Here is an 18,694-nt window from a genome sequence, read left to right as displayed (position 1 = left end):
TCGAGGCGTGGTGTGCCATGCCCTCAGCAGCAAAGTGGGTCTCGGTGCCGTGTCTGAGCCCCATTTCGGCCGATCACACGCGATAATGGGAAACGTGTCTACAGCAAGTCTTACCTCGCATGCTTCGCATGGAGCGCACTCCGCCGCCCCGAGCCCTGTGAGCCGCCCGAACGCCACCCAGGTGGGGACCATCGTCTGGCTCTCCAGTGAGCTCATGTTCTTCGGTGCGCTCTTCGCCATGTACTTCACGCTGTACAGCGTGGTCCCCGAGGTGTTCCTGCAGGGTCAGGAGCACTTCAAGCTGGCCTTCGCGGTCACCAACACCCTGATCCTGGTGGCGAGCTCGTTCACCTGCCAGGCCGGTGTGTTCGCCGCTGAGAAGCGCATCCGCAGCCGTCAGGGCAGCATCCTGAACATCGCCAAGTGGGGCCTGATCGAGTGGTTCACCCTCACATTCATCCTCGGCGCCATCTTCGTGTCCGGCCAGGCCTTCGAGTACGCCGAGCTCGCCCACGCGGGCGCCTCCTTCTCCGCCTCCCCGCACTTCTCCATCTTCTTCCTCGCGACCGGCTTCCACGGACTGCACGTGATCGGCGGCCTGCTCGCCTTCCTCCTCGTGCTGGCTCGTGCGTTCGCCGCCAAGCGCTTCACCCATCACGAAGAGGTCTCTGCGATCTGCGTGTCCTACTACTGGCACTTCGTCGATGTGGTCTGGGTCGCTCTGTTCGCCGTTGTCTACCTGCTCGACCCGGTCATCCTGGGCACCATGCAGGGCAACTGGACGTTCTTCTGAGCCGCCCCCGCATGCGCACTCTTTCCCCATCCCACGAATCGAGGTCTGACCTGTGAAGGCACTAGCCCAGCATCGTCACCACCCGCTGGCGTTCCTGGCCATCCTGCTGATGGCTCTGCTCGCCACCGGCGGTCTGTTCGTTGCTCTGTCCCCGAAAGACGCCTCCGCGCAGTCGGCCAGTCAGGCCGACATCGACGCCGGCCGCGATCTCTTCGTCGCCAACTGCGCCACCTGCCATGGCATGAAGGGCGAGGGCCGCATCGACGGCGAGGGCAACACCTCCGGCCCGTCCCTGATCGGCGTCGGCGCTGCTTCGGTGGACTTCCAGGTCGGCACCGGTCGTATGCCGATGCAGGAGTCCGGTCCGCAGGCGCACCGGAAGCCCGCCCAGTTCAACGATGAGCAGACCAAGCAGCTCAGCGCCTACGTCGCATCCCTCGGCCCCGGTCCGGAGATCCCCTCCGCGGACGCTGTGGACCCCGCCAAGGGCGACCCGGCCAAGGGCGGCGAGATCTTCCGCATCAACTGCGCCATGTGCCACAACGCCTCCGGTTCCGGTGGTGCTCTGACCCGCGGCAAGTTCGCTCCGCCGCTGCTGGATGTCGAGCCGACCCACGTATACGAGGCGATGGAGACCGGCCCGCAGAACATGCCGGTGTTCAATGACAACAACCTCACCCCCGAGGACAAGCGCGACGTCATCGCGTACCTCAACAAGTTGGATGAGAACGGCTCCCCGGGCGGCTACTCGCTCGGTTCGCTCGGCCCCGTGACTGAGGGCCTCTTCGCCTGGACCGTCTTCCTCGCACTGATCCTCGGATGTGCTTACTGGCTGGGAGCTAAAGCAAAGTGACACACAACGACCATTCCCACAACCACGACGGCACGCAGCCGCACCGCGGCGTCAGCGCTGTTGTCGCCAAGGAAGACGGCGGGTTCGTCAACCCGGGACTCCCTCCTCACGAGTACCGTCAGTCCGATCTCGATCCGAAGGCTGAGCGTCGGGCCGAGAAGATGGTGGCCGGGATGTTCATCCTGTCGATCATCGGCACCGCGATCTTCATCGCCAGCTACTTCCTCTTCACCCCGATGGGGTTCAACCTGCTGGCTGAGTCCAAGACCCTGCAGGCGGTGAAGTGGTCGAACCTCTTCACCGGCATCGGCCTGGCCGTCGCCATGTTCTTCATCGGTGCAGCCGCCGTGCACTGGGCGAAGACCCTGATGCCGGACCATGAGGTCACCGAGGAGCGCCACATCTACAGCCGCACCAGCCCGGTGCGCGAAGAGGCCTCGGGCATCATCGTTGATGGTCTGGACGAGTCCGGTGTGGCACGTCGCCCGCTGATCGTCGCCTCCATGGTCGGAGCCCTCGCTGTGCTGCCGATCGCAGTGCTCTTCCCGATCTCTACCCTCGGGCCGCTGCCGGGCAACAAGCTGCACCACACCTTCTGGGCCAAGGCCAAGAAGGAGCCGCTGCGCATCGTCCGCGACCACGACAACACGCCGATCAAGGCCTCCGATGTCACCGTCGGCTCGATCTTCCACGTCATGCCGGACGGTCTGACCCACGAGAACAACGAGCACGACTTCCTTGAGCAGCGCGCGAAGGCCGCTGCGGTTCTGGTCCGCATCGACCCGGCCGATGCCAAGAACCAGGAGTCGCTGAGCAACGGCTACGAAGGCATCCTCGCCTTCTCGAAGATCTGCACGCACGTGGGCTGCCCGGTGGCGCTCTACGAGCAGCAGACCCACCACATGCTGTGCCCGTGCCACCAGTCGACGTTCGACGTCACCGACGGTGCCAAGGTCATCTTCGGCCCGGCCCACCGCCCGCTGCCCCAGCTGCCCATTGAAGTTGATGACGAGGGCTACCTCGTTGCGACCGACGACTTCCCGGAGCCGATCGGACCCAGCTTCTGGAACCTCCACAAGGACAAGTGATTGATCGTGTCGACAACTGAGAAGCAGGGGCTGCTGAACCCCGAAGGCCGCGCTTTCAAGCTCGGCTCCGTCGGTGCCGACTGGATCGATCAGCGCACCAGCATGTCCAGCGTGGTGAAGAACTTCGCCCGGAAGGTCTTCCCCGACCACTGGTCGTTCATGTTCGGCGAGGTGGCGCTGTACAGCTTCGTCGTGCTGCTGATCTCCGGCACGTTCCTCACCATGTTCTTCGTTCCCTCCATGGACGAAGTCACCTACGAGGGCATCTACGAACCGCTGTACGGCCTGGAGATGTCCCGCGCCTACGCGTCCACCCTCGACCTCTCCTTCGAGGTCAAGGGCGGTCTCCTGTTCCGCCAGATGCACCACTGGGCAGCGCTGCTGTTCATGGTCGCGATCTTCGTGCACATGTTCCGCGTGTTCTTCACCGGTGCGTTCCGCAAGCCGCGTGAGCTGAACTGGCTCGTCGGCTTCAGCCTGATGATCCTCGGCATGGTCGCCGGCTTCTCGGGCTACTCCCTGCCGGACGACGTCCTCTCCGGCAACGGCCTGCGCATCGCGGATGGCCTGATGAAGTCGATCCCGCTCGTCGGCACCTACATGTCGATGCTGCTGTTCGGCGGCGAATTCCCCGGCACGGACATCATCCCGCGCCTGTTCACGATTCACATCCTGCTGGTCCCCGCGGCCATCATGGGCCTGATCGCGATCCACCTGGTGATGCTGGTCGTGCACAAGCACGCCCACTACCCGGGCCCGGGCGCCACCGACCGCAACGTCGTGGGCTACCCGCTCTTCCCGGTGTACACCGCGAAGGCCGGCGGTTTCTTCTTCATTGTGTTCGGTCTCATCGCCCTGGTCTCCGCGACCGTGTCGATCAACTCTGTGTGGGCCTATGGCCCGTATGACCCGTCGCCGGTGTCCGCTGGTTCGCAGCCGGACTGGTACATGCTGTTCACCGATGGCGGTCTTCGTCTGATCCCGGGCTGGGAGTTCACCATCTTCGGATACGTGATCTCGCTGAACATGCTGATCCCGATGGTGTTCTACGGCCTGTTCCTCGCTGCTCTGGCCCTGTGGCCGTTCCTCGAGCAGTGGGTGACCGGTGATGACCGTGAGCACCACGTGCTGGACCTGCCGTACAACGCTCCGGTCCGCACCGCTTTCGGCGTCGCCTGGATCACCGAGTACATCCTGCTCGTCCTGGGCGCGACCAATGACCTCGTCGCCATCGCGTTCCACATCTCCATCAACGACCTCACCTGGCTGTACCGCATCGGGTTCTTCGTGGCTCCGGTCGTGGCGTTCATCGTCACGAAGCGGATCTGCCTGGCGATCCAGCGCCACAAGCGCGACCTGGTCCTCCACGGCGTGGAGACCGCCAAGGTGGTCCGGATGGAGAACGGCGAGATGCTGGAGATCCACGAGCCGCTCAACGAGTACGAGCGCTGGACCCTGGTGCAGCACGACACCTTCCGTCCCCTCAAGGAGGGCAACGGTGTGTCGGGTCTGCGCGCGAAGGCATCGAGCTTCTTCTTCAAGGACCAGATCGATCCGGTCACCCCGCGTGAGCTGCGCGCGGCCCTCGAGCACGGTGGCCATGAGCGCCACAAGATCGAGGCGCTGACGGGTCCGTACCGTGAGCTGGAGCCGTGATCCGCTGAGTCACTCTCGTGATGACGAAGGCCCGGTCCCCGTGTGGGGGCCGGGCCTTCGTCCTGTGGTCAGGACTGGGCGTCAATTGACGGCGCCGAGGTCGAACGCGGCGTCGAGATCGTCCGAGGAGTATGTGCGGAACGCGATGTTGGTGGTGGTGGAGACCACGCCCGGCACCTTGGAGATCGTGCCGGCGATGACGTCGGCGAGCTCTTCGTGTTCGCGGACCCGCACCTCCGCGATGAGGTCGACGTCGCCGGTCACCGAGTACACCTTGCTCACTTCTTCGGTGTTCGCGATCTTCTGCGCGACTTCGGGAATCTGATCGGATTCGACGGTGATGGAGACGATCGCGGTGATCATAGGGGAGCCTTTCTGCAGGGTGAGCACCCGTCGGCCGGTATGACGCGACGCAATGGATGCTGCCGGCGCCGAGTGCGGGCGGGTGGCTCCCACACTATCGCCCCGGGCCAGGGAAGCGGAGGCGGACCGTGCAGCGGGTGCTCAATCGGTCGCAGCAGCGGTGCGGGCGAACGCGCGGCTGAGAGCGCCGAGGTCGAACGCGCCAGTAGCGGGGCTCGACCAGTCGCCGTCGACGTGCACGATCCGGACGCCGTCCTGCTGCAGCCAGTGGAGGATCAGCTCTGCCTCCCCCCAGTACCCGAAGCAGAGGGGCGCGTGCTTGTCCGCTTCGTCGGCGGAGATGCGGCGCAGATGCTCCACGGACGCAACGGGGTCCCCGTGGCTGGGGAGGGCGAGGACGGCTCCGAGTCGACCGTGACGGATGGCGAGGGTCTCCCAGATCCACGGTGATGACTCGGAGACGCGGTGGCGCCGGGTGGCGACGATGAACGGAACCTCGGCGATTTCACGAAGGCGCTGTGCGCGGGCAGCCGCCTCGAGGAACGCCTCAGTGCGTTCGCGCAGCTGTGCGGCGTCCTCGAAGCGGCCGGAGGTGGTGAGGGCCCGCAGCCGGTGCGCGACGTCGTCGAGGACCTCCGAGGGGTCCGTTGTCATTGCGCGGCGCATCCGCTGGTGGAACGAGTCGTCACCGCGAGTGGGGCCGAACTGGGCGTCGGGGCCGAGGATCGACCGGTACAGAAGGGAGCGCATCGGCTCCACATGGTGGTGGGAGCGCAGCGGCCCGATCTGGACGGTGCCGTCGTCCTCAGGCTTCGTCGTGCGTGCTGCTCGCAGTCCGGCGGCGCCGGCGCCGAGGCGCAGCCAGTGCCCGGCGCTGGGGCGCAGTCCCTGCCTGTTCGCGGGTGGACGCTGCTCGGCGATCATCCGCAGCTCCCGGATAGAGGCTTCGGTGTCGCTGGCGCATTCGATGACGTCGACCCGTTCGGTGAGCGGGATGATGTCGAGGACTTTGCGGCGGGTTTCGGACGGGGAGAAGTAGGAGCGGACGCGGGACCGGAGGTTCATGGACTTCCCGACGTACAGGACGGCCCCGTCGGCGCCGATGAAGGTGTACACGCCGGGGCCCGGAGGTATGCCGTCGGCGAGGTGGCGTTTGCGCAGCTGGGCCGGGGTGGCCTGCTTCCCGGAGCGGGTGAGGTCGTACAGGTGGGTGCCGCCGATGCCGCCGAGTCGGGCGATGATCTCGTGGAGGACGTCCACGGTGGCGCGGGCGTCGGAGAGGGCCCGGTGGTTGGGGACGACGGTGGCGCCGACGTGGGCGGCGAGGGTGCCGAGGCGGTGGTTCTGCACTTCACCGCGAGGGAAGGTGCGGCGCGCAAGGGTGAGGGTGTCCACCACGGTGTGCTTCGGCCACGCGTAGTCGGTGCGGGCGGCGGCGGCGCGGAGGAAGCCGATGTCGAACTTCGCGTTGTGCGCCACGAGCACGGTGCCGCGGGCGAATTCGAGGAACATCGGCAGCACAGCGCTGATGGTGGGGGCGCCGGCGACCATGCGGTCGTTGATGCCTGTGAGGCGCGCAATGTAGGCGGGGATGGGCCGCTGCGGGTCCACGAACGTCTGGAATTCGCCGGTGACCTCGCCGCCGAGCACGCGGACAGCGCCGATCTCCGTGATGGCGTCGGAATCGGCGCTGGTGCCGGTGGTTTCGAGGTCGACGACCACGAACTCCACGTCCTGGAGGGCGGGGCCGAGGTCCTCGAAGCTGGGTTGGGTGGGCAGCGCCTGTCAGCTCTTCCCGGGCTTCGGGCCGGAGTAGATGCGGTCGATGACCTCGGCGTAGTCCTTCACCACAACGTTCCGCTTCAGCTTCAGCGACGGGGTCAGGTAACCGGATTCCTCGGTGAAGTCGCGGTCGATGATCTCGAACTTGCGGATCGATTCAGCGCGGGACACGGAGCTGTTCGCGGCATCGACGGCGCTCTGAACCTCAGCGAGCACCGCCTCCTCGCGTGCGGCGTCCGTGGCGGACATCTCCGGCAGGCCGTGGTTCTTCAGCCAGGTGGGGAGCATCTCCTCATCGAGGGTGATCAGGGCGGCCACGAACGGCTTCTGGTCGCCGATGACCATGCACTGGGAGATCAGCGGGTTGGAGCGGATCTGGTCCTCGAGCTGGGCGGGGGAGATGTTCTTGCCGCCCGCAGTGACGATGAGCTCCTTGGAGCGGCCGGTGATCGTCAGGTGGCCGTCGTCGTCGAGGGTGCCGACGTCTCCGGTGTTGAACCAGCCGTCGCTGGTCTTCGCTTCGGCGGTGGCCTCGGGGTTGTTGTGGTAGCCCTTGAACACCATGACGCCCTTGGCGTGGATCTCACCGTTGTCGGCGATGCGGACAGCGGCGCCGGGCAGCGGCGGGCCCACTGTGCCGACCTTGTGGTTCCACGGGACGCACACACTCAGCGGTGCGGTGGTTTCGGTCAGGCCGTACCCTTCGAGGATGGTGACGCCGAGGCCGCGGAAGAAATGGGCGTGGCGCGGGCTGAGCGGTGCGCCGCCCGAGATGGCCCATTTCAGGTCGCCGCCCATGAGGGCGCGCAGCTTGGAGTACACGAGCTTATCGAACACGGCGTGCTGCAGCTTGACTGCGAGGGGGATGCGTCCGTTGCTGATGCCCTCGGAGTAGCGGCAGGCGATGTCCACGGCGCGCTGGAAGATCTTCCCCTTGCCGTCGGCGATGGCCTTCTGCTCGGCGCCGTTGTACACCTTCTCGAACACGCGCGGCACGGCGAGCAGGAGGTTCGGCTTGAATGTGCCGAGGTCGTCCAGGAGGTGCTTGGCGTCCGGGGTGAAGCCGGTGATCGTGTCGTCGACGGTGGCGAGGTGCACGATCATCCGGGCGAACACGTGCGCGAGCGGCAGGAACATCAGCAGACGACTGCCCGGCGGCAGGACGAGGTGTCCGAGGAGCGCCTGAGCGTTCAGGGAGGTGTCCATGAAGTTGCCGTGAGTGAGCTCGGCGCCCTTGGGCCGGCCGGTGGTGCCGGAGGTGTAGATGATGGTGGCGACGTCGTCCTTGACGCGGCTGCGGCGCGCCTCTTCGAGGCGGTCCATGTCGAGGACGGCGCGGTCGGCGCTGATGCGCTCGATGTCGCCGGAGTCGATGATGAACACTTCCTGCAGGTTCGGCAGGGAGGAGGCGACCTGTTCGACGTCCTGCGCGTGCCCGGTGGTCTCCACGAACAGGAACTTCGCACCGGAATCGGAGGCGATCCATTCGATCTGGCCGGGGGAGGAGGTCTCGTAGATGGCGACGCTGACCCCGCCGGCGAACCAGACGGCCCAGTCGATCAGGGACCATTCGTAGCGGGTGCGGGACATGATGCCGACCACGTCGCCGCTCTGCAGACCCTGGTCGAGCAGGCCCTGGGCGAGCTGGCGGACCTGGGTGATGAACTGCGACACCGGCAGCGGCGACCAGGTGCCGGGGGTGAGCTGGCGTTCGAAGATGGGGGCGCTGGGGTCGCGGCGCTCCCGCAGGAGCAGGAGGTCGGTGGAGTTCTCGTCATCTCGTCCGCTGGCGGCGATCGGGGTTTCGAACTGCTTCACTGAGAACTCCTCATCTGACAGGGCGCGCGGTTTCGCGGTGCGCATCCGATCCTACGCGCCGGGGGCGATCTGTGCTCGTCGAATCACCGAAGGCGGACCGACGGATTCCGCAGACGCTCCAGTGTACGCGCAGCGAAGCGCTCGGATTCCTCCGCGATCATGTCGGCGTCATGGTCGAGGGTGGCGACATGCCAGCTGTTCTCGGCGGTGACGCGGGTGATGCCGGCGGCGTTGACAGCACCGGATTCGATGTCATCGGAGTCGCTGATGGCGACCAGGTGGTCCACGGTGGAGGTGGCGAGCCAGATGGGGCACCGGATGCGGTCCAGACGAGCGCGCACGTGCGCGGTGTAGCCGTTCAGCTCCGCGACGGACGCGACGGGAACGCGGGGGTAGGCGGGTTCGCGCACCCCGGGCTTCCTGATGTCGGAGGCGATGCTCGGCACGGACGGCACGATGTGCTGCAGCCAGAACGCGAACCGCGCCACGGGGCTCTTCACGCCGAGAGCGGGGTTGACGAGCAGAACGGCGGCAACGAGGTCGGGGTGGCGTTCGGCGAGGGCGAGGGCGGTGGTGCCGCCCATCGACAGGCCCGCCACCACGATCGGACCGCCGGTGTCACGAGCGAGGCGCTTCAGGTCCTCCTCGGGGCCGTGGAGCCATTCGGGCCAGGTGGTGCGTCCCATCTCCTGCCAGGTGGTGCCGTGGCCGGCGAGGGTGGGAGTGCAGACGCTCCAGCCCTGCTGCCGGAAGCGGCGGGCCCACGGTTCGATGGAGCCGGGAGTGCCGGTGAAGCCGTGGAGCATGAGGGCGGTGCGCTGCTGAGGGGTCATGAGACCATGGTGCCATCCCGCTCCCATTCTGAGGTCCCATGCTGATCTACCGCCTTGCCAAGCCTGTTGCGACGGTCCTGGCGCGCCGTGTGTGGCGCGCGTCCCTGACCGGCGAGAACCGCCTGTCCGCCGGGTACGCCGCGGTGCTGTGCTCCAACCATGCGTCGGTGGCGGAGACGTGGATGCTGCCGGCGCTGATGCGCCGACCGGTGCACATCCTCGCGAAGGACTCCCTGTTCACCCGTCCCGGTGCGGCCGGCTGGGTGGCGCGACGTTTCCTGCTGAGCGTGTGCGTGATCCCGGTGAACCGCTCCGGCGGCGGAACCGCCAACGGCACCCTGGACAGCGCTGCCGAGGTGCTGCGCGAAGGCGAGCTGATCGGCGTGTACCCGGAGGGGACGCGCAGCCCGGACGGTCGACTGTTCAAGGGGAAGACCGGTGCGGTGCGCGTTGCTCTCGCCGGCGGCGCCCCGATCCACCCGGTCGCGATCCACGGCGCGTTCCAGGCCGGTCACGGCCGGTCGGTCTTCCCGCGCCTCCAGCCCCGCATCCGGATTGAGGTGGGGGAGGCGATCGATCTGCGCACCGAGCTGGAAGCCCTACGGGCTGAGCAGGTGGGGGACCGGCATGCTGAGCCGATGGGGACCCTGCAGGCTGAGCAGCCGGGCGACCGGCGCGCCGAGCGGTCGGATCCCCCGAAGTCGGGGGAGGGGGCCGACGGGATGCCGGCATCCGTCGGCTGCGCATCAGGTGCTCCCGCCTCGCAGGAGGAGATCCGCGCCCTGACGGATCTGGTGATGGCGCGCCTGGCGGCGATGACCGGTCAGGAGCAGGTGGATGAGTACGCTGTGGATCACCGTGCGCGGATGCGGAAGGCGTCGGCCGTCATGGCTGACTGAGCGGAGTCTGCCCGGGTGTCCGAACGGTGGACGCCCGGTCCCGGAATTTGCCCCGACCGGGCGCCTCGCTACGATCGCAGCGTGACTATTCATTCGCCGCTCAGCGCCAATACCCGCCATGCCTTCGGACTGTCTGCCGAGAACGAAGCCCTCACGGAGCTTTCGGCATGGCGCGAGTATCCGCGCGTGCAGCAGCCCACATGGCCGGATGAGCAGAAGCTCGGCGATGTCTTCGACCGCCTCCGCTCCGCCCCGCCGCTGGTCTTCGCCGGCGAGGTCGACCTCGTCCGCTCCCGCCTCGCGGCGGCATCCCGTGGTGAAGCGTTCCTGCTGCAGGGCGGTGACTGCGCTGAGACCTTCCAGGACTCCACCGCGGACCGCATCAAGAACAAGATCCAGACCATTCTGCAGATGGCTGCGATCCTCACGTACTCCGCGTCCACTCCCGTCATCAAGATGGGCCGTATGGCGGGCCAGTTCGCGAAGCCCCGGTCCTCCGATGAGGAGACTCGCGACGGCGTCACCCTGCCCAGCTACCGCGGTGATGCCGTCAACGGCTACGAGTTCACCCCCGAGGCCCGCATCCCGGATCCGGAGCGGCTGTGGCGGATGTACACGACCGCGGCGTCGTCCCTGAACCTGATGCGCGCCTTCACCGGCGGCGGCTTCGCCGACCTGCGCCAGGTGCACGATTGGAACCGCGGCTTCGTCCGCTCCAAGGGCTACACGAAGTACGAGCGCCTCGCCGATGAGATCGGCCAGGCCCTCCAGTTCATGGAGGCCTGCGGGGTCGACTTCGAACCGCTGAAGCTGGTGGAGCTCTACGCCTCCCATGAGGCCCTGCTGCTCGACTACGAGGAGGCGCTCGCCCGCGTGGACTCCCGCACCGGCGAGATCTACGCCTGCTCCGGCCACTTCCTGTGGATCGGTGAGCGCACCCGTCAGCTGGACGGCGCCCATGTCGACTTCCTGCGGAAGGTCCGCAACCCCATCGGGGTGAAGCTCGGCCCCACCGCCACTGCCGACGACGCCAAGCGCCTCATCGACCTGCTGAACCCCGAGCGCGAAGAGGGGCGCCTCACGTTCGTCACCCGCATGGGCGCCTCCACGATCCGTGAGCGTCTGCCGAAGCTGCTGGAGGAGGTCAAGGCCGACGGGGCCCCCATCACCTGGGTGACCGATCCGATGCACGGCAACACGATCACCTCTTCGAACGGCTACAAGACCCGCCGCTTCGAGGACATCATGGATGAGGTGCGCGGCTTCTTCGAGTCCCATCAGGAGGCTGGGACGATCCCCGGCGGCCTGCACATGGAGCTCACCGGCGATGACGTCACCGAGGTGCTCGGCGGTACCGGTGAACTGGATGAAGAGGGCCTGACCCGCCGCTACGAGACGCTGGTGGACCCGCGCCTGAACCACACCCAGTCCCTGGAGCTCGCGTTCCTGGTGGGGGAGATGCTGCAGCGCGCCAAGCGCGACTGACCCCTGCCGCTCACCGCGGTCGAACCATATGCACAGCGGCCCCGCCTCGAGGATCTGAGGCGGGGCCGTCCTGTGCGCTGCGGGCGGAGCGGCGGGTCAGAACACCCGGATGGTGATGGTGGAGCCCTTCTCCGCTTCGGAGCCGGCGGCCTGGTCCTGTTTGTACACCTTGCCGAACACCGGCTCACCCTTGTCGTGCTCGACCGACACGGTGAAGCCGGCCTTCTCCAGCTCCGCCTTCGCGGCCGCTTCGGGCTTCTCGAACACGTTGGGCACCTTCACCATCTCCGGCCCCTTCGAGACAACGATCGTGACGGCATCGCCGCGGAAGAGGGACCCGTCGGCCGGCTGCTGGGAGGCGACCGTGCCCTTCGGGGCTGAGGAGAACGCCTCCGTCTGCTTGACCGTGAGGCCGGCGGCTTCGAGGCGGGTCCGCGCTTGGTCCGGGCTGGCGCCCGTCACCACGGGGACGGCGATCGGCTCGCGGCCCTTCGAGACCGTGACGTGCACCTCCGCGCCCTTCGGCAGGGCGTCGCCGTCCTGCTGCTGGGAGATGACCGTGCCCTTCGGCACCTTCTCGTCGAACTCGGGGTCGTCCTCCACCACGGTGAAGCCGGCGTCATCCAGAGCGGCCGTCGCCTCCTCCACGGGCTTGCCGGTGACGTCGGGGACCGCGAAAAGCTCCTCGCCCTTGGAGACCACCACGGTGATGGTGTCGCCGCGTTTGATGGTGGCTCCGGCGGCGGGATCCACGCTGATGATGTGCCCCTTCGGCACCTCCGCGCTGAACTGCTCCACGGTCCGGGTGTCGATGTTCTGGGCGGCCAGGACGTTCTCCGCGTCGGTCAGGGGAGTGCCCGCGAGCACGGGGACGGTCCGCTCCGCACCGGGGCCGGCGTAGGCGTACCACTGGCTGCCGGCGACGCCCCATGCTCCGAGGGCCGCGAGGGCGAGGGCGAGGGCTGCGATGCGGGCGGGGACCGAGCGCAGCGGGCCGTGCAGATGTCGGCCGTGTGTCTGGGTGCGGGGACCGAGGGTGAGTTCACGCGCGGATTCGTCGCGCTCCACCGCAGTGGATCCGGTGGCAGCGGCGCCGCCGTCGCCACCGGGGTCGGCGGCGGCGTCGTCATCCGGATCGATCGGGAACGGGACCGGGGCAGCGGCGGGCAGCGTCGACGTCAGGTCGGGGAAGTGCTCCTCGGCCGACGGGATCGTGCGCGTCAGCCGCGGCAGATCATGCGTGGGGGAGTCCTCATCGTGGACTGCAGGCGCAGCATCGAGCTGGGCATCGCTGAGCTGTGCGATCACCTCGTCCAGCGCATCCAGCAGCGCGGCGGCGCGCGACGGACGCGAGGACGGCAGCCGGGAGCACGCCCACGTCACGATCGAATCCACCGACGGCGGCACCGCCGAGTTGATCGTGGACGGCGCCGGCACATCCTCATGCGCATGCTGATACGCCACATGCACCGGGGACTCACCGGTGAACGGAACACGGCCGGTCAGCATCTCGAACAGGAGGATGCCCCAGGAGTAGAGGTCACTGCGGGCATCGCAGAAGCCCTTCGTCACCACCTCCGGGCTCACATACGCCACGGTGCCCAGCAGCGTGCCGGTGGCGCTGGCGGTGGCGGAGTCGATGGCGCGGGCGAGGCCGAAGTCCGCGACCAGGACGTCCTTGTCCTCCGCGACGAGGACGTTCTCCGGTTTGATGTCGCGGTGAATGATGCCGGACCGGTGGGCGGCGTCGATCGCGGCGAGCGTGTCCCGGCCCACTCGCAGAGCACGGCGCAGAGTCAGCGGGCCCTCCCGACGCAGCTCCTGGCGCAGGGTCTCGCCCTCCACCAGCTGCATCGTCAGGTAGACGTGGCCGAAGTCCTCACCCTGATCGAACACACCGACCACATGCGGGTGGGTCAGGCGCGCCGCGGAGCGGGCCTCCCGGGCGAAGCGGCGGATGAAGTCGGGGTTCTCCGCCAGATGCGGGTGCATGATTTTGAGCGCGATGGGGCGTTCCAGGCGCTCATCGAAACCGCGGAACACGGTGGCCATGCCGCCGCGGGCGATCTTGGAGTCCACGCGGTAGCGCTGGTCGAGGATGAGGCCGGCCTCAGGGGAAGGACTCGGCGCACTCGTCACACCCACAGACTAGAGAGTCCGTCCGCACGAACCCTGCATCGACACCGTGAAATATAGTGACAGCGTGAACGACAACGACCTGACCTTCTCTGACCTGACCGCGCTCGTCGGCGAGTGGATGCCTCTGCCGGACGTCGCCGAGCAGCTGGACCTGTCCATCTCCCGCGTGCACCGCCTGCTGGAGGAGCGGGAGCTCATCACCGTCCGCAACGACGACAACGTGCGGGTCACCCCGGCGCTGTTCCTCGACGGCGACCGCGTCACCAAGAACCTCAAGGGCACCATCATCCTGCTGCAGGACCAGGAGCTGCGGGACGACGAGATCATCGAGTGGCTCTTCACCGAAGACGAGACCCTGCCCGGCCGTCCGATCGACCGCCTCCGTGAGGGACAGCGCGGCGAAGTCCGCCGACGCGCTCAGTCCCTCGCGTTCTGAGACCCGTCGGCCTCACACCCGGTCGCCTGAGCGATCAGAGTGCTGAGCATCCGGACGGCGGTCCCGTCGGCGAGCGGTTCCACCCGCTCGCGCAGCGCGGTGTACGCGGCGGCGGCGCCGGCGGCGACGTCCCGCTCTGCGCGCTCCCGCGCCCCTGTCGCAGTGAAGACCTCCCGCACCTGCTCCACATCCTCCGCGCTCGCCTCATCGTTGCCGATGATGCGCTGCAGGACCTCCCGCTGCTCGTCGGTGCCCTGCTCGAGGGCGTGGGCGAGCAGGGTGGTGCGCTTGCCCTCGGTGATGTCGCTGCTGGCTGATTTGCCGATCACGGCCTGATCGCCGAACACGCCCAGCAGATCGTCCCGCACCTGGAACGCGGCCCCCAGCGGCACTGCCGTCCCCTCCAGCGCCGCGAGGAGGTCATCGTCCCCGCCGCGCTGAGCCGCCCCCAGCAGAAGCGGCCGCAGCACGGTGTACGGCACGGTCTTCCACCGCGTCACTCGTTGAGACGCCTCCCGCATGGCGGCCGCCGAACGGAACCCGCCCATCTGGTTGAGGATGTCGAGGTACTGCCCCGCCATCACCTCGGTGCGCAGCGCATCGAACTGGGCCCGTGCCCGGGGACCGCTCAGCACCGAGGACGCGAGCTGCTCCGCCCACGAGAGCGCCAGATCGCCGATGATGACCGCGGAGGCGAGCCCGAAATGGCGGGCGTCGCCGTCGAACCCATCGGCCCGGTGGCGCGTCGCCGCGGCCTCGTGCACAGCGGGTCGGCCGCGGCGAGTGGGGGAGTTGTCGATGACGTCGTCATGCATCAGTGCCGCCGCCTGGATCAGCTCCACAGCGGCGCCGAGGGTGATGAGATCGGCTGGAATCGCGTCGGCGGGCGCATCGCCGGTGGTCGTCGCCGTACTCGCGTCCAGGTCGCCGGCGGGGACGGCGAGGCCGCCGGTCACCACGAACAGGGGCCGCAGGAACTTCCCACCCGCGAAGAAGCCGGTCAGAGTGTCGGTGATGTCCCGCAGCTCCGGTGCGATCGGGGAGAGCGCCTCCGCCTGCTCGGCGATGAAGCGGTCCAGCTCAGCGGCGACACGGGTGCGGACGGACTCGGCGGTGGTGATGGGCACGCGAACCTCTTTCCTTGGGGGCTTCCAGTATCCCAGAGGATCCCGGCGCACTGATGATCCACACCCGCACTCATCCCCACACCGCACGGACTCCTCGCGACAGGCCCGTGCACGAGCCAGGCTGGCGGGCATGACGAACGCACCCAGCAGCGCCTTCACCGGCGACCACCATGATCCCATCACCATCCACGGCGCTGACTCCCGCGAACTCCTCGCCGCCGTCAGCACCCACTACGGCGCTATCCCGCAGCACGGCGTGATCCTCTTCCCGTTCGACTCCGACGGACATCTGGCCGCCATCATGCGGATCCGCGCCGAGTGCTGGAGTGACCCCGGCTTCTACCACTCCGTCCTCGCCCGGAACGTCCACGCCCTCCTCGAACAGGGGTACAGCGCTATGCGCGTGCTCGTCGTCGGAACTGTCCCGGCCGACGGCGACCCTCTTCTCGTCGGCGAGCCGCCCCTGGCCGACGACCCGGGGCAGCTCCTCTCACTGGCTGATCTCGCCGCCTCCACTCATGACGCCCTCACCCTGCATCGGGAGCTCGTCGGCTGCGTCCGCACCTGGCTGATCTCCGGGCGCGTCAGCATCGATGTGGGGGCCGACGGGCCCATCAGCGACCCGGTGCCGTTCGGGGACCTCGCCGACAGTGCTGTCGCAGCCGAAGCGGTCTCCCGCGGGCGGCCCCTGTTCCTCAGGCCCGAGGACGAGGCCGCACTGTCACCCGACCAGCTGAGCCGATTCATCGACGCTCTGCAGCGCCAGGCTCGGTCTGACATACCCGATCTGGACCCGGCGGCGGAGGCCCGCGACCTCCTGGATCTGGCGGCGACCGGACCCGGCTGGTTGCGCCGCGAGGCGCAGGTCCGCACCGCCGACGGCACTCGCATGTCGCTGTATGAACACCTCACCGAATTCCTCCACGCAATGACCGATTCCGCGTTCAGCGATGCATTCTTCACCGCCGTGATGAATCGCGGAATGAATGCTGATCACACGCCGCAGTCACTGCTGCACGCGATCTGCACCGATCCCGACTTTGTGCCGACCGAAGCCGTCCTGCCTGGTGGTTCAGTCGATGTGCTGCTGGGGGAGCTCTGGCGCCTCTGGCAGCTGGCACCGCCGGACGAAATGCCGGACCGAATGGTCGAATCTTTGGCCACGATCGTTCTGCACAATGCCCTCGTCAACTGGTGGACAACCCGACTCGGCGACATGGCGAGACAAGTCGGATCTGTTCTTCTCACCTGTCCCGACCACCGACTGGCAGGCTTGCTCGAGCCGATGATGGAGGGACTCCTCGTCCACCCCTGGCTCGACGCCGATTCGTGCGCACTCGTGCGGAGCTCCAGCACCGGCAGCCGCCTGCTGTGACGCCTCGCGTCCGGGCGGAGAAGACCTCACGTCCAGGGAAGGATGCAGATGACGGCAGTGCAGGACCGCGCCACCCGTCCGACCGGCGCGTGGCTGCCCGGAGACCCTGTCGGCAACCGCCGATTCGCGGACCTCGGTGCACTCGACCTCGAGAACCGGCAGCGCCTCGAGACGGTCCGCCTCGCCTACGAAACCTGGGGCGAGCTCAACGCCGACGCATCCAACGCCGTGCTCGTCCTGCACGCCCTCACCGGCGACTCGCACGTCTGCGGCGACGCGGGGCCGGGGCACCGCACAGCCGGCTGGTGGCCGCACCTCGTGGGGCCCGGCAGGCCGATCGACACGAACCGATTCTTCGTCATCGCGCCGAACATCCTCGGCGGCTGCCAGGGCAGCACCGGTCCCGCCAGCCAGGCCCCCGACGGCGCTCCCTACGGCTCCCGCTTCCCCCACCTCACCACCCGGGACCAGGTCGCCGCCGAGCGCCTCCTCCAGCACCACCTGGGCATCGACGCATGGGCGCTCGTCATCGGCGGATCGATGGGCGGCATGCGCGCCGTCGAATGGGCCGTCACGCACCCCGACGATGTGGAGCGCCTCGCCGTCATCGCCACCTCCGCCCGGGCGAGCGGTGACGTCATCGCCTGGAACAGCGCACAGATCGCCGCGATCGAAGCGCACCCCGGGTTCGCCGGCGGCGACTACCATCACCTCGATGCCGACAGCGGTCCGGCCGCAGCGCTCGGTGTCGCCCGCCGCATCGCCCATACGACCTACCGCACCGCGGTCGAGCTCGACACCCGCTTCGGCAACGGCCCGCAGGCGGACGAGGACCCCGTCGGCACCCGCGACGGCCGATTCCGCGTCACGAGCTATCTCGACCACCACGCCGACAAGCTCGCTCGCCGATTCGACGCCGGCAGCTACACCGTTCTGGCCCGCGCCATGAGCACGCACGACGTCGGCCGCGGACGCGGCGGCATCCCCACCGCCCTCAGCCGCATCACCGCCCGCACTCTCGTTGCCGCGGTCGACTCCGACCGGCTGTTCCCCGTCACCGACTCCCAGCTGATCGCCCGGCACATCCCGAACGCAGACCTGCTCGTGATCGATTCGCCGGCAGGGCACGACGGGTTCCTCCTCGACTCGCCGCCCCTCAATCGCAGGGTCGAGGACCTGCTGCGGGACGCCGATGGATCGGACGGCGAGAGGCCGTCGGCGAAACCGCACCCTGGGGGCGCGACGGCGCGGTAACGTGGGCCCACGACCCTTCGACGAAAGGCAGCGCCATGGCAGTCGTCGCCGCGTACGCCCCTGGTGAGCAGGGCGATGCCGCCCTGCGCGCAGCCGTTCGGGAAGCGCATCAGCGCCAGAGCGATCTCGTGATCATCTCCCACGCGTACCACCACCCGGACCACGGACTCACTCATGCCGAACGCGCCGAAGCGACCCGCGCGCTGCACCGGATCGCCGCTGGATTCTCCCCGGAGATCCGCCGCTACCTCGAATCCCTCGAACTGGTCATCGACGAATCCTCCGACATCAACGTGGGCGATCGCCTCAACGAGATCGCGGAGCGCCGCGGCGCCGAACTCCTGATCGTCGGGCTCCGCCGCAAGTCCCTGACCGGAAAGCTCAACCTCGGGCAGGCTGTGCGCAAACTCATCCTCGGCGCCCCGTGCCCCGTGCTCGTCGTGAAGCCGGACGAGGTCAGCGCCGCCTGATCGCCGCCTGCTGGCCCCGCGCCGCCGGCCCGACGAGAACGAATCTTCTGAGGCGAGGGTCACGCCGTTCTGGACACGGGAATGATTGAGGACTATGTCCCGTTATAATGGACGCTGGACGCAACAGTCCGAGCAGCCCTTCGGTGAGCCGATGCTCGACCGAAGGCCCCAGACCAGCGCCGCCCGCCCGCACAGCGCCGGCCCCTCCGCCGCAGTCGACGCGCCGCGCGGACCGGTTCGCAGCCCGAGCCGATGGCAATCCGAGCCGTAGAACGAAGGAACTCTGTGTCAGACGCCACGAAGACCCCCGATGATGTGAAGGA

16 protein-coding genes are annotated in these 18,694 nt (G+C 68.0%); 10 read left to right on the top strand and 6 right to left on the bottom strand.

What is annotated here, in order from left to right; all coding sequences use genetic code 11:
• Positions 1-85: 85 nt before the first annotated feature.
• From MHY20_RS02545 to MHY20_RS02530, 4 genes are read left to right on the top strand one after another with little or no spacing between them, the layout of a single operon-like run.
• Entirely contained in the window at positions 86-793 is a 708-nt protein-coding gene (locus tag MHY20_RS02545) for a heme-copper oxidase subunit III (RefSeq protein WP_239374402.1), read from the top strand.
• 52 nt (positions 794-845) lie between these two features.
• On the top strand, positions 846-1,646 hold the full coding sequence (locus MHY20_RS02540; RefSeq protein WP_183374161.1) for a cytochrome c: 801 nt from the start codon (positions 846-848) through the stop codon (positions 1,644-1,646).
• On the top strand, positions 1,643-2,734 hold the full coding sequence (locus tag MHY20_RS02535) for a Rieske 2Fe-2S domain-containing protein (RefSeq protein ID WP_239374400.1): 1,092 nt from the start codon (positions 1,643-1,645) through the stop codon (positions 2,732-2,734). Before MHY20_RS02540 ends, MHY20_RS02535 begins: the two co-directional genes overlap by 4 nt.
• A gap of 6 nt (positions 2,735-2,740) precedes the next feature.
• Complete coding sequence (locus MHY20_RS02530) at positions 2,741-4,390, top strand: ubiquinol-cytochrome c reductase cytochrome b subunit (RefSeq protein WP_239374398.1); 1,650 nt, start codon at positions 2,741-2,743, stop codon at positions 4,388-4,390.
• An 81-nt stretch (positions 4,391-4,471) separates the two neighbouring features.
• Here the strand turns inward: MHY20_RS02530 and MHY20_RS02525 are convergent, their stop codons facing one another.
• From MHY20_RS02525 to MHY20_RS02510, 4 genes are all read right to left on the bottom strand, one after another.
• Positions 4,472-4,753 carry an Lrp/AsnC ligand binding domain-containing protein gene (locus MHY20_RS02525; RefSeq protein ID WP_183374171.1) on the bottom strand — a complete coding sequence of 94 codons (282 nt, stop codon included), beginning with the start codon at positions 4,751-4,753 and terminating at the stop codon, positions 4,472-4,474.
• 141 nt (positions 4,754-4,894) lie between these two features.
• Entirely contained in the window at positions 4,895-6,532 is a 1,638-nt protein-coding gene (locus MHY20_RS02520; protein WP_275436441.1) for a DEDD exonuclease domain-containing protein, read from the bottom strand.
• Between the two features lie 6 nt (positions 6,533-6,538).
• A complete protein-coding gene (locus MHY20_RS02515; protein WP_183374173.1) occupies positions 6,539-8,353 on the bottom strand; it encodes an AMP-dependent synthetase/ligase in 1,815 nt (604 codons plus the stop codon).
• 83 nt (positions 8,354-8,436) lie between these two features.
• Positions 8,437-9,186, bottom strand: a complete 750-nt coding sequence (locus MHY20_RS02510) for an alpha/beta fold hydrolase (RefSeq protein WP_239374393.1) — start codon at positions 9,184-9,186, stop codon at positions 8,437-8,439.
• Positions 9,187-9,224: 38 nt separating this feature from the next.
• On the opposite strand from MHY20_RS02510, the gene MHY20_RS02505 reads away from it, so the two are divergent.
• Together MHY20_RS02505 and MHY20_RS02500 are read left to right on the top strand one after the other, a co-directional pair.
• Positions 9,225-10,085, top strand: a complete 861-nt coding sequence (locus tag MHY20_RS02505) for a lysophospholipid acyltransferase family protein (RefSeq protein ID WP_239374390.1) — start codon at positions 9,225-9,227, stop codon at positions 10,083-10,085.
• A gap of 81 nt (positions 10,086-10,166) precedes the next feature.
• Positions 10,167-11,570, top strand: coding sequence for a 3-deoxy-7-phosphoheptulonate synthase class II (locus MHY20_RS02500; RefSeq protein ID WP_239374387.1), 1,404 nt, complete (start codon positions 10,167-10,169; stop codon positions 11,568-11,570).
• Positions 11,571-11,666: 96 nt separating this feature from the next.
• Here the strand turns inward: MHY20_RS02500 and pknB are convergent, their stop codons facing one another.
• The gene (pknB, locus tag MHY20_RS02495; protein ID WP_239374384.1) at positions 11,667-13,709 is read right to left on the bottom strand and encodes a Stk1 family PASTA domain-containing Ser/Thr kinase; all 2,043 of its coding nucleotides are present in this window, start codon (positions 13,707-13,709) and stop codon (positions 11,667-11,669) included.
• 118 nt (positions 13,710-13,827) lie between these two features.
• Here pknB and MHY20_RS02490 point away from each other — a divergent pair, with 118 nt between their 5' ends.
• Positions 13,828-14,145, top strand: a complete 318-nt coding sequence (locus tag MHY20_RS02490) for an Rv2175c family DNA-binding protein (protein WP_183375300.1) — start codon at positions 13,828-13,830, stop codon at positions 14,143-14,145.
• On the opposite strand, the gene MHY20_RS02485 is transcribed toward MHY20_RS02490, so the two are convergent.
• Complete coding sequence (locus MHY20_RS02485) at positions 14,127-15,272, bottom strand: polyprenyl synthetase family protein (protein ID WP_239374381.1); 1,146 nt, start codon at positions 15,270-15,272, stop codon at positions 14,127-14,129. The genes MHY20_RS02490 and MHY20_RS02485 overlap by 19 nt on opposite strands.
• A 130-nt stretch (positions 15,273-15,402) precedes the next feature.
• On the opposite strand from MHY20_RS02485, the gene MHY20_RS02480 reads away from it, so the two are divergent.
• The 3 genes from MHY20_RS02480 to MHY20_RS02470 are packed head-to-tail and all read left to right on the top strand — an operon-like array spanning position 15,403 to position 18,371.
• Complete coding sequence (locus tag MHY20_RS02480) at positions 15,403-16,647, top strand: hypothetical protein (protein ID WP_183374185.1); 1,245 nt, start codon at positions 15,403-15,405, stop codon at positions 16,645-16,647.
• A gap of 48 nt (positions 16,648-16,695) precedes the next feature.
• A complete protein-coding gene (locus tag MHY20_RS02475) occupies positions 16,696-17,901 on the top strand; it encodes a homoserine O-acetyltransferase (protein ID WP_239374378.1) in 1,206 nt (401 codons plus the stop codon).
• Between the two features lie 35 nt (positions 17,902-17,936).
• The gene (locus MHY20_RS02470) at positions 17,937-18,371 is read left to right on the top strand and encodes a universal stress protein (RefSeq protein ID WP_183374189.1); all 435 of its coding nucleotides are present in this window, start codon (positions 17,937-17,939) and stop codon (positions 18,369-18,371) included.
• Positions 18,372-18,694 lie beyond the last annotated feature (323 nt).

Source organism: Helcobacillus sp. ACRRO (genome assembly GCF_022347125.1).
Classification (GTDB): domain Bacteria; phylum Actinomycetota; class Actinomycetes; order Actinomycetales; family Dermabacteraceae; genus Helcobacillus; species Helcobacillus massiliensis.
The sequence above is the reverse complement of the archived record's forward strand: the minus strand, read 5'-3'. Positions and strand labels throughout refer to the sequence as shown.

Excerpts from the sequence above, each read along its gene's own strand:
- MHY20_RS02545 (WP_239374402.1), top strand. The coding sequence starts at position 86 with ATGGGAAACGTGTCTACAGCAAGTCTTACCTCGCATGCTTCGCATGGA.
- MHY20_RS02475 (WP_239374378.1), top strand. The coding sequence starts at position 16,696 with ATGACGGCAGTGCAGGACCGCGCCACCCGTCCGACCGGCGCGTGGCTG.
- MHY20_RS02525 (WP_183374171.1), bottom strand. The coding sequence starts at position 4,753 with ATGATCACCGCGATCGTCTCCATCACCGTCGAATCCGATCAGATTCCC.
- MHY20_RS02480 (WP_183374185.1), top strand. The coding sequence starts at position 15,403 with ATGACGAACGCACCCAGCAGCGCCTTCACCGGCGACCACCATGATCCC.
- MHY20_RS02490 (WP_183375300.1), top strand. The coding sequence starts at position 13,828 with ATGCCTCTGCCGGACGTCGCCGAGCAGCTGGACCTGTCCATCTCCCGC.
- MHY20_RS02505 (WP_239374390.1), top strand. The coding sequence starts at position 9,225 with ATGCTGATCTACCGCCTTGCCAAGCCTGTTGCGACGGTCCTGGCGCGC.
- MHY20_RS02470 (WP_183374189.1), top strand. The coding sequence starts at position 17,937 with ATGGCAGTCGTCGCCGCGTACGCCCCTGGTGAGCAGGGCGATGCCGCC.
- MHY20_RS02510 (WP_239374393.1), bottom strand. The coding sequence starts at position 9,186 with ATGACCCCTCAGCAGCGCACCGCCCTCATGCTCCACGGCTTCACCGGC.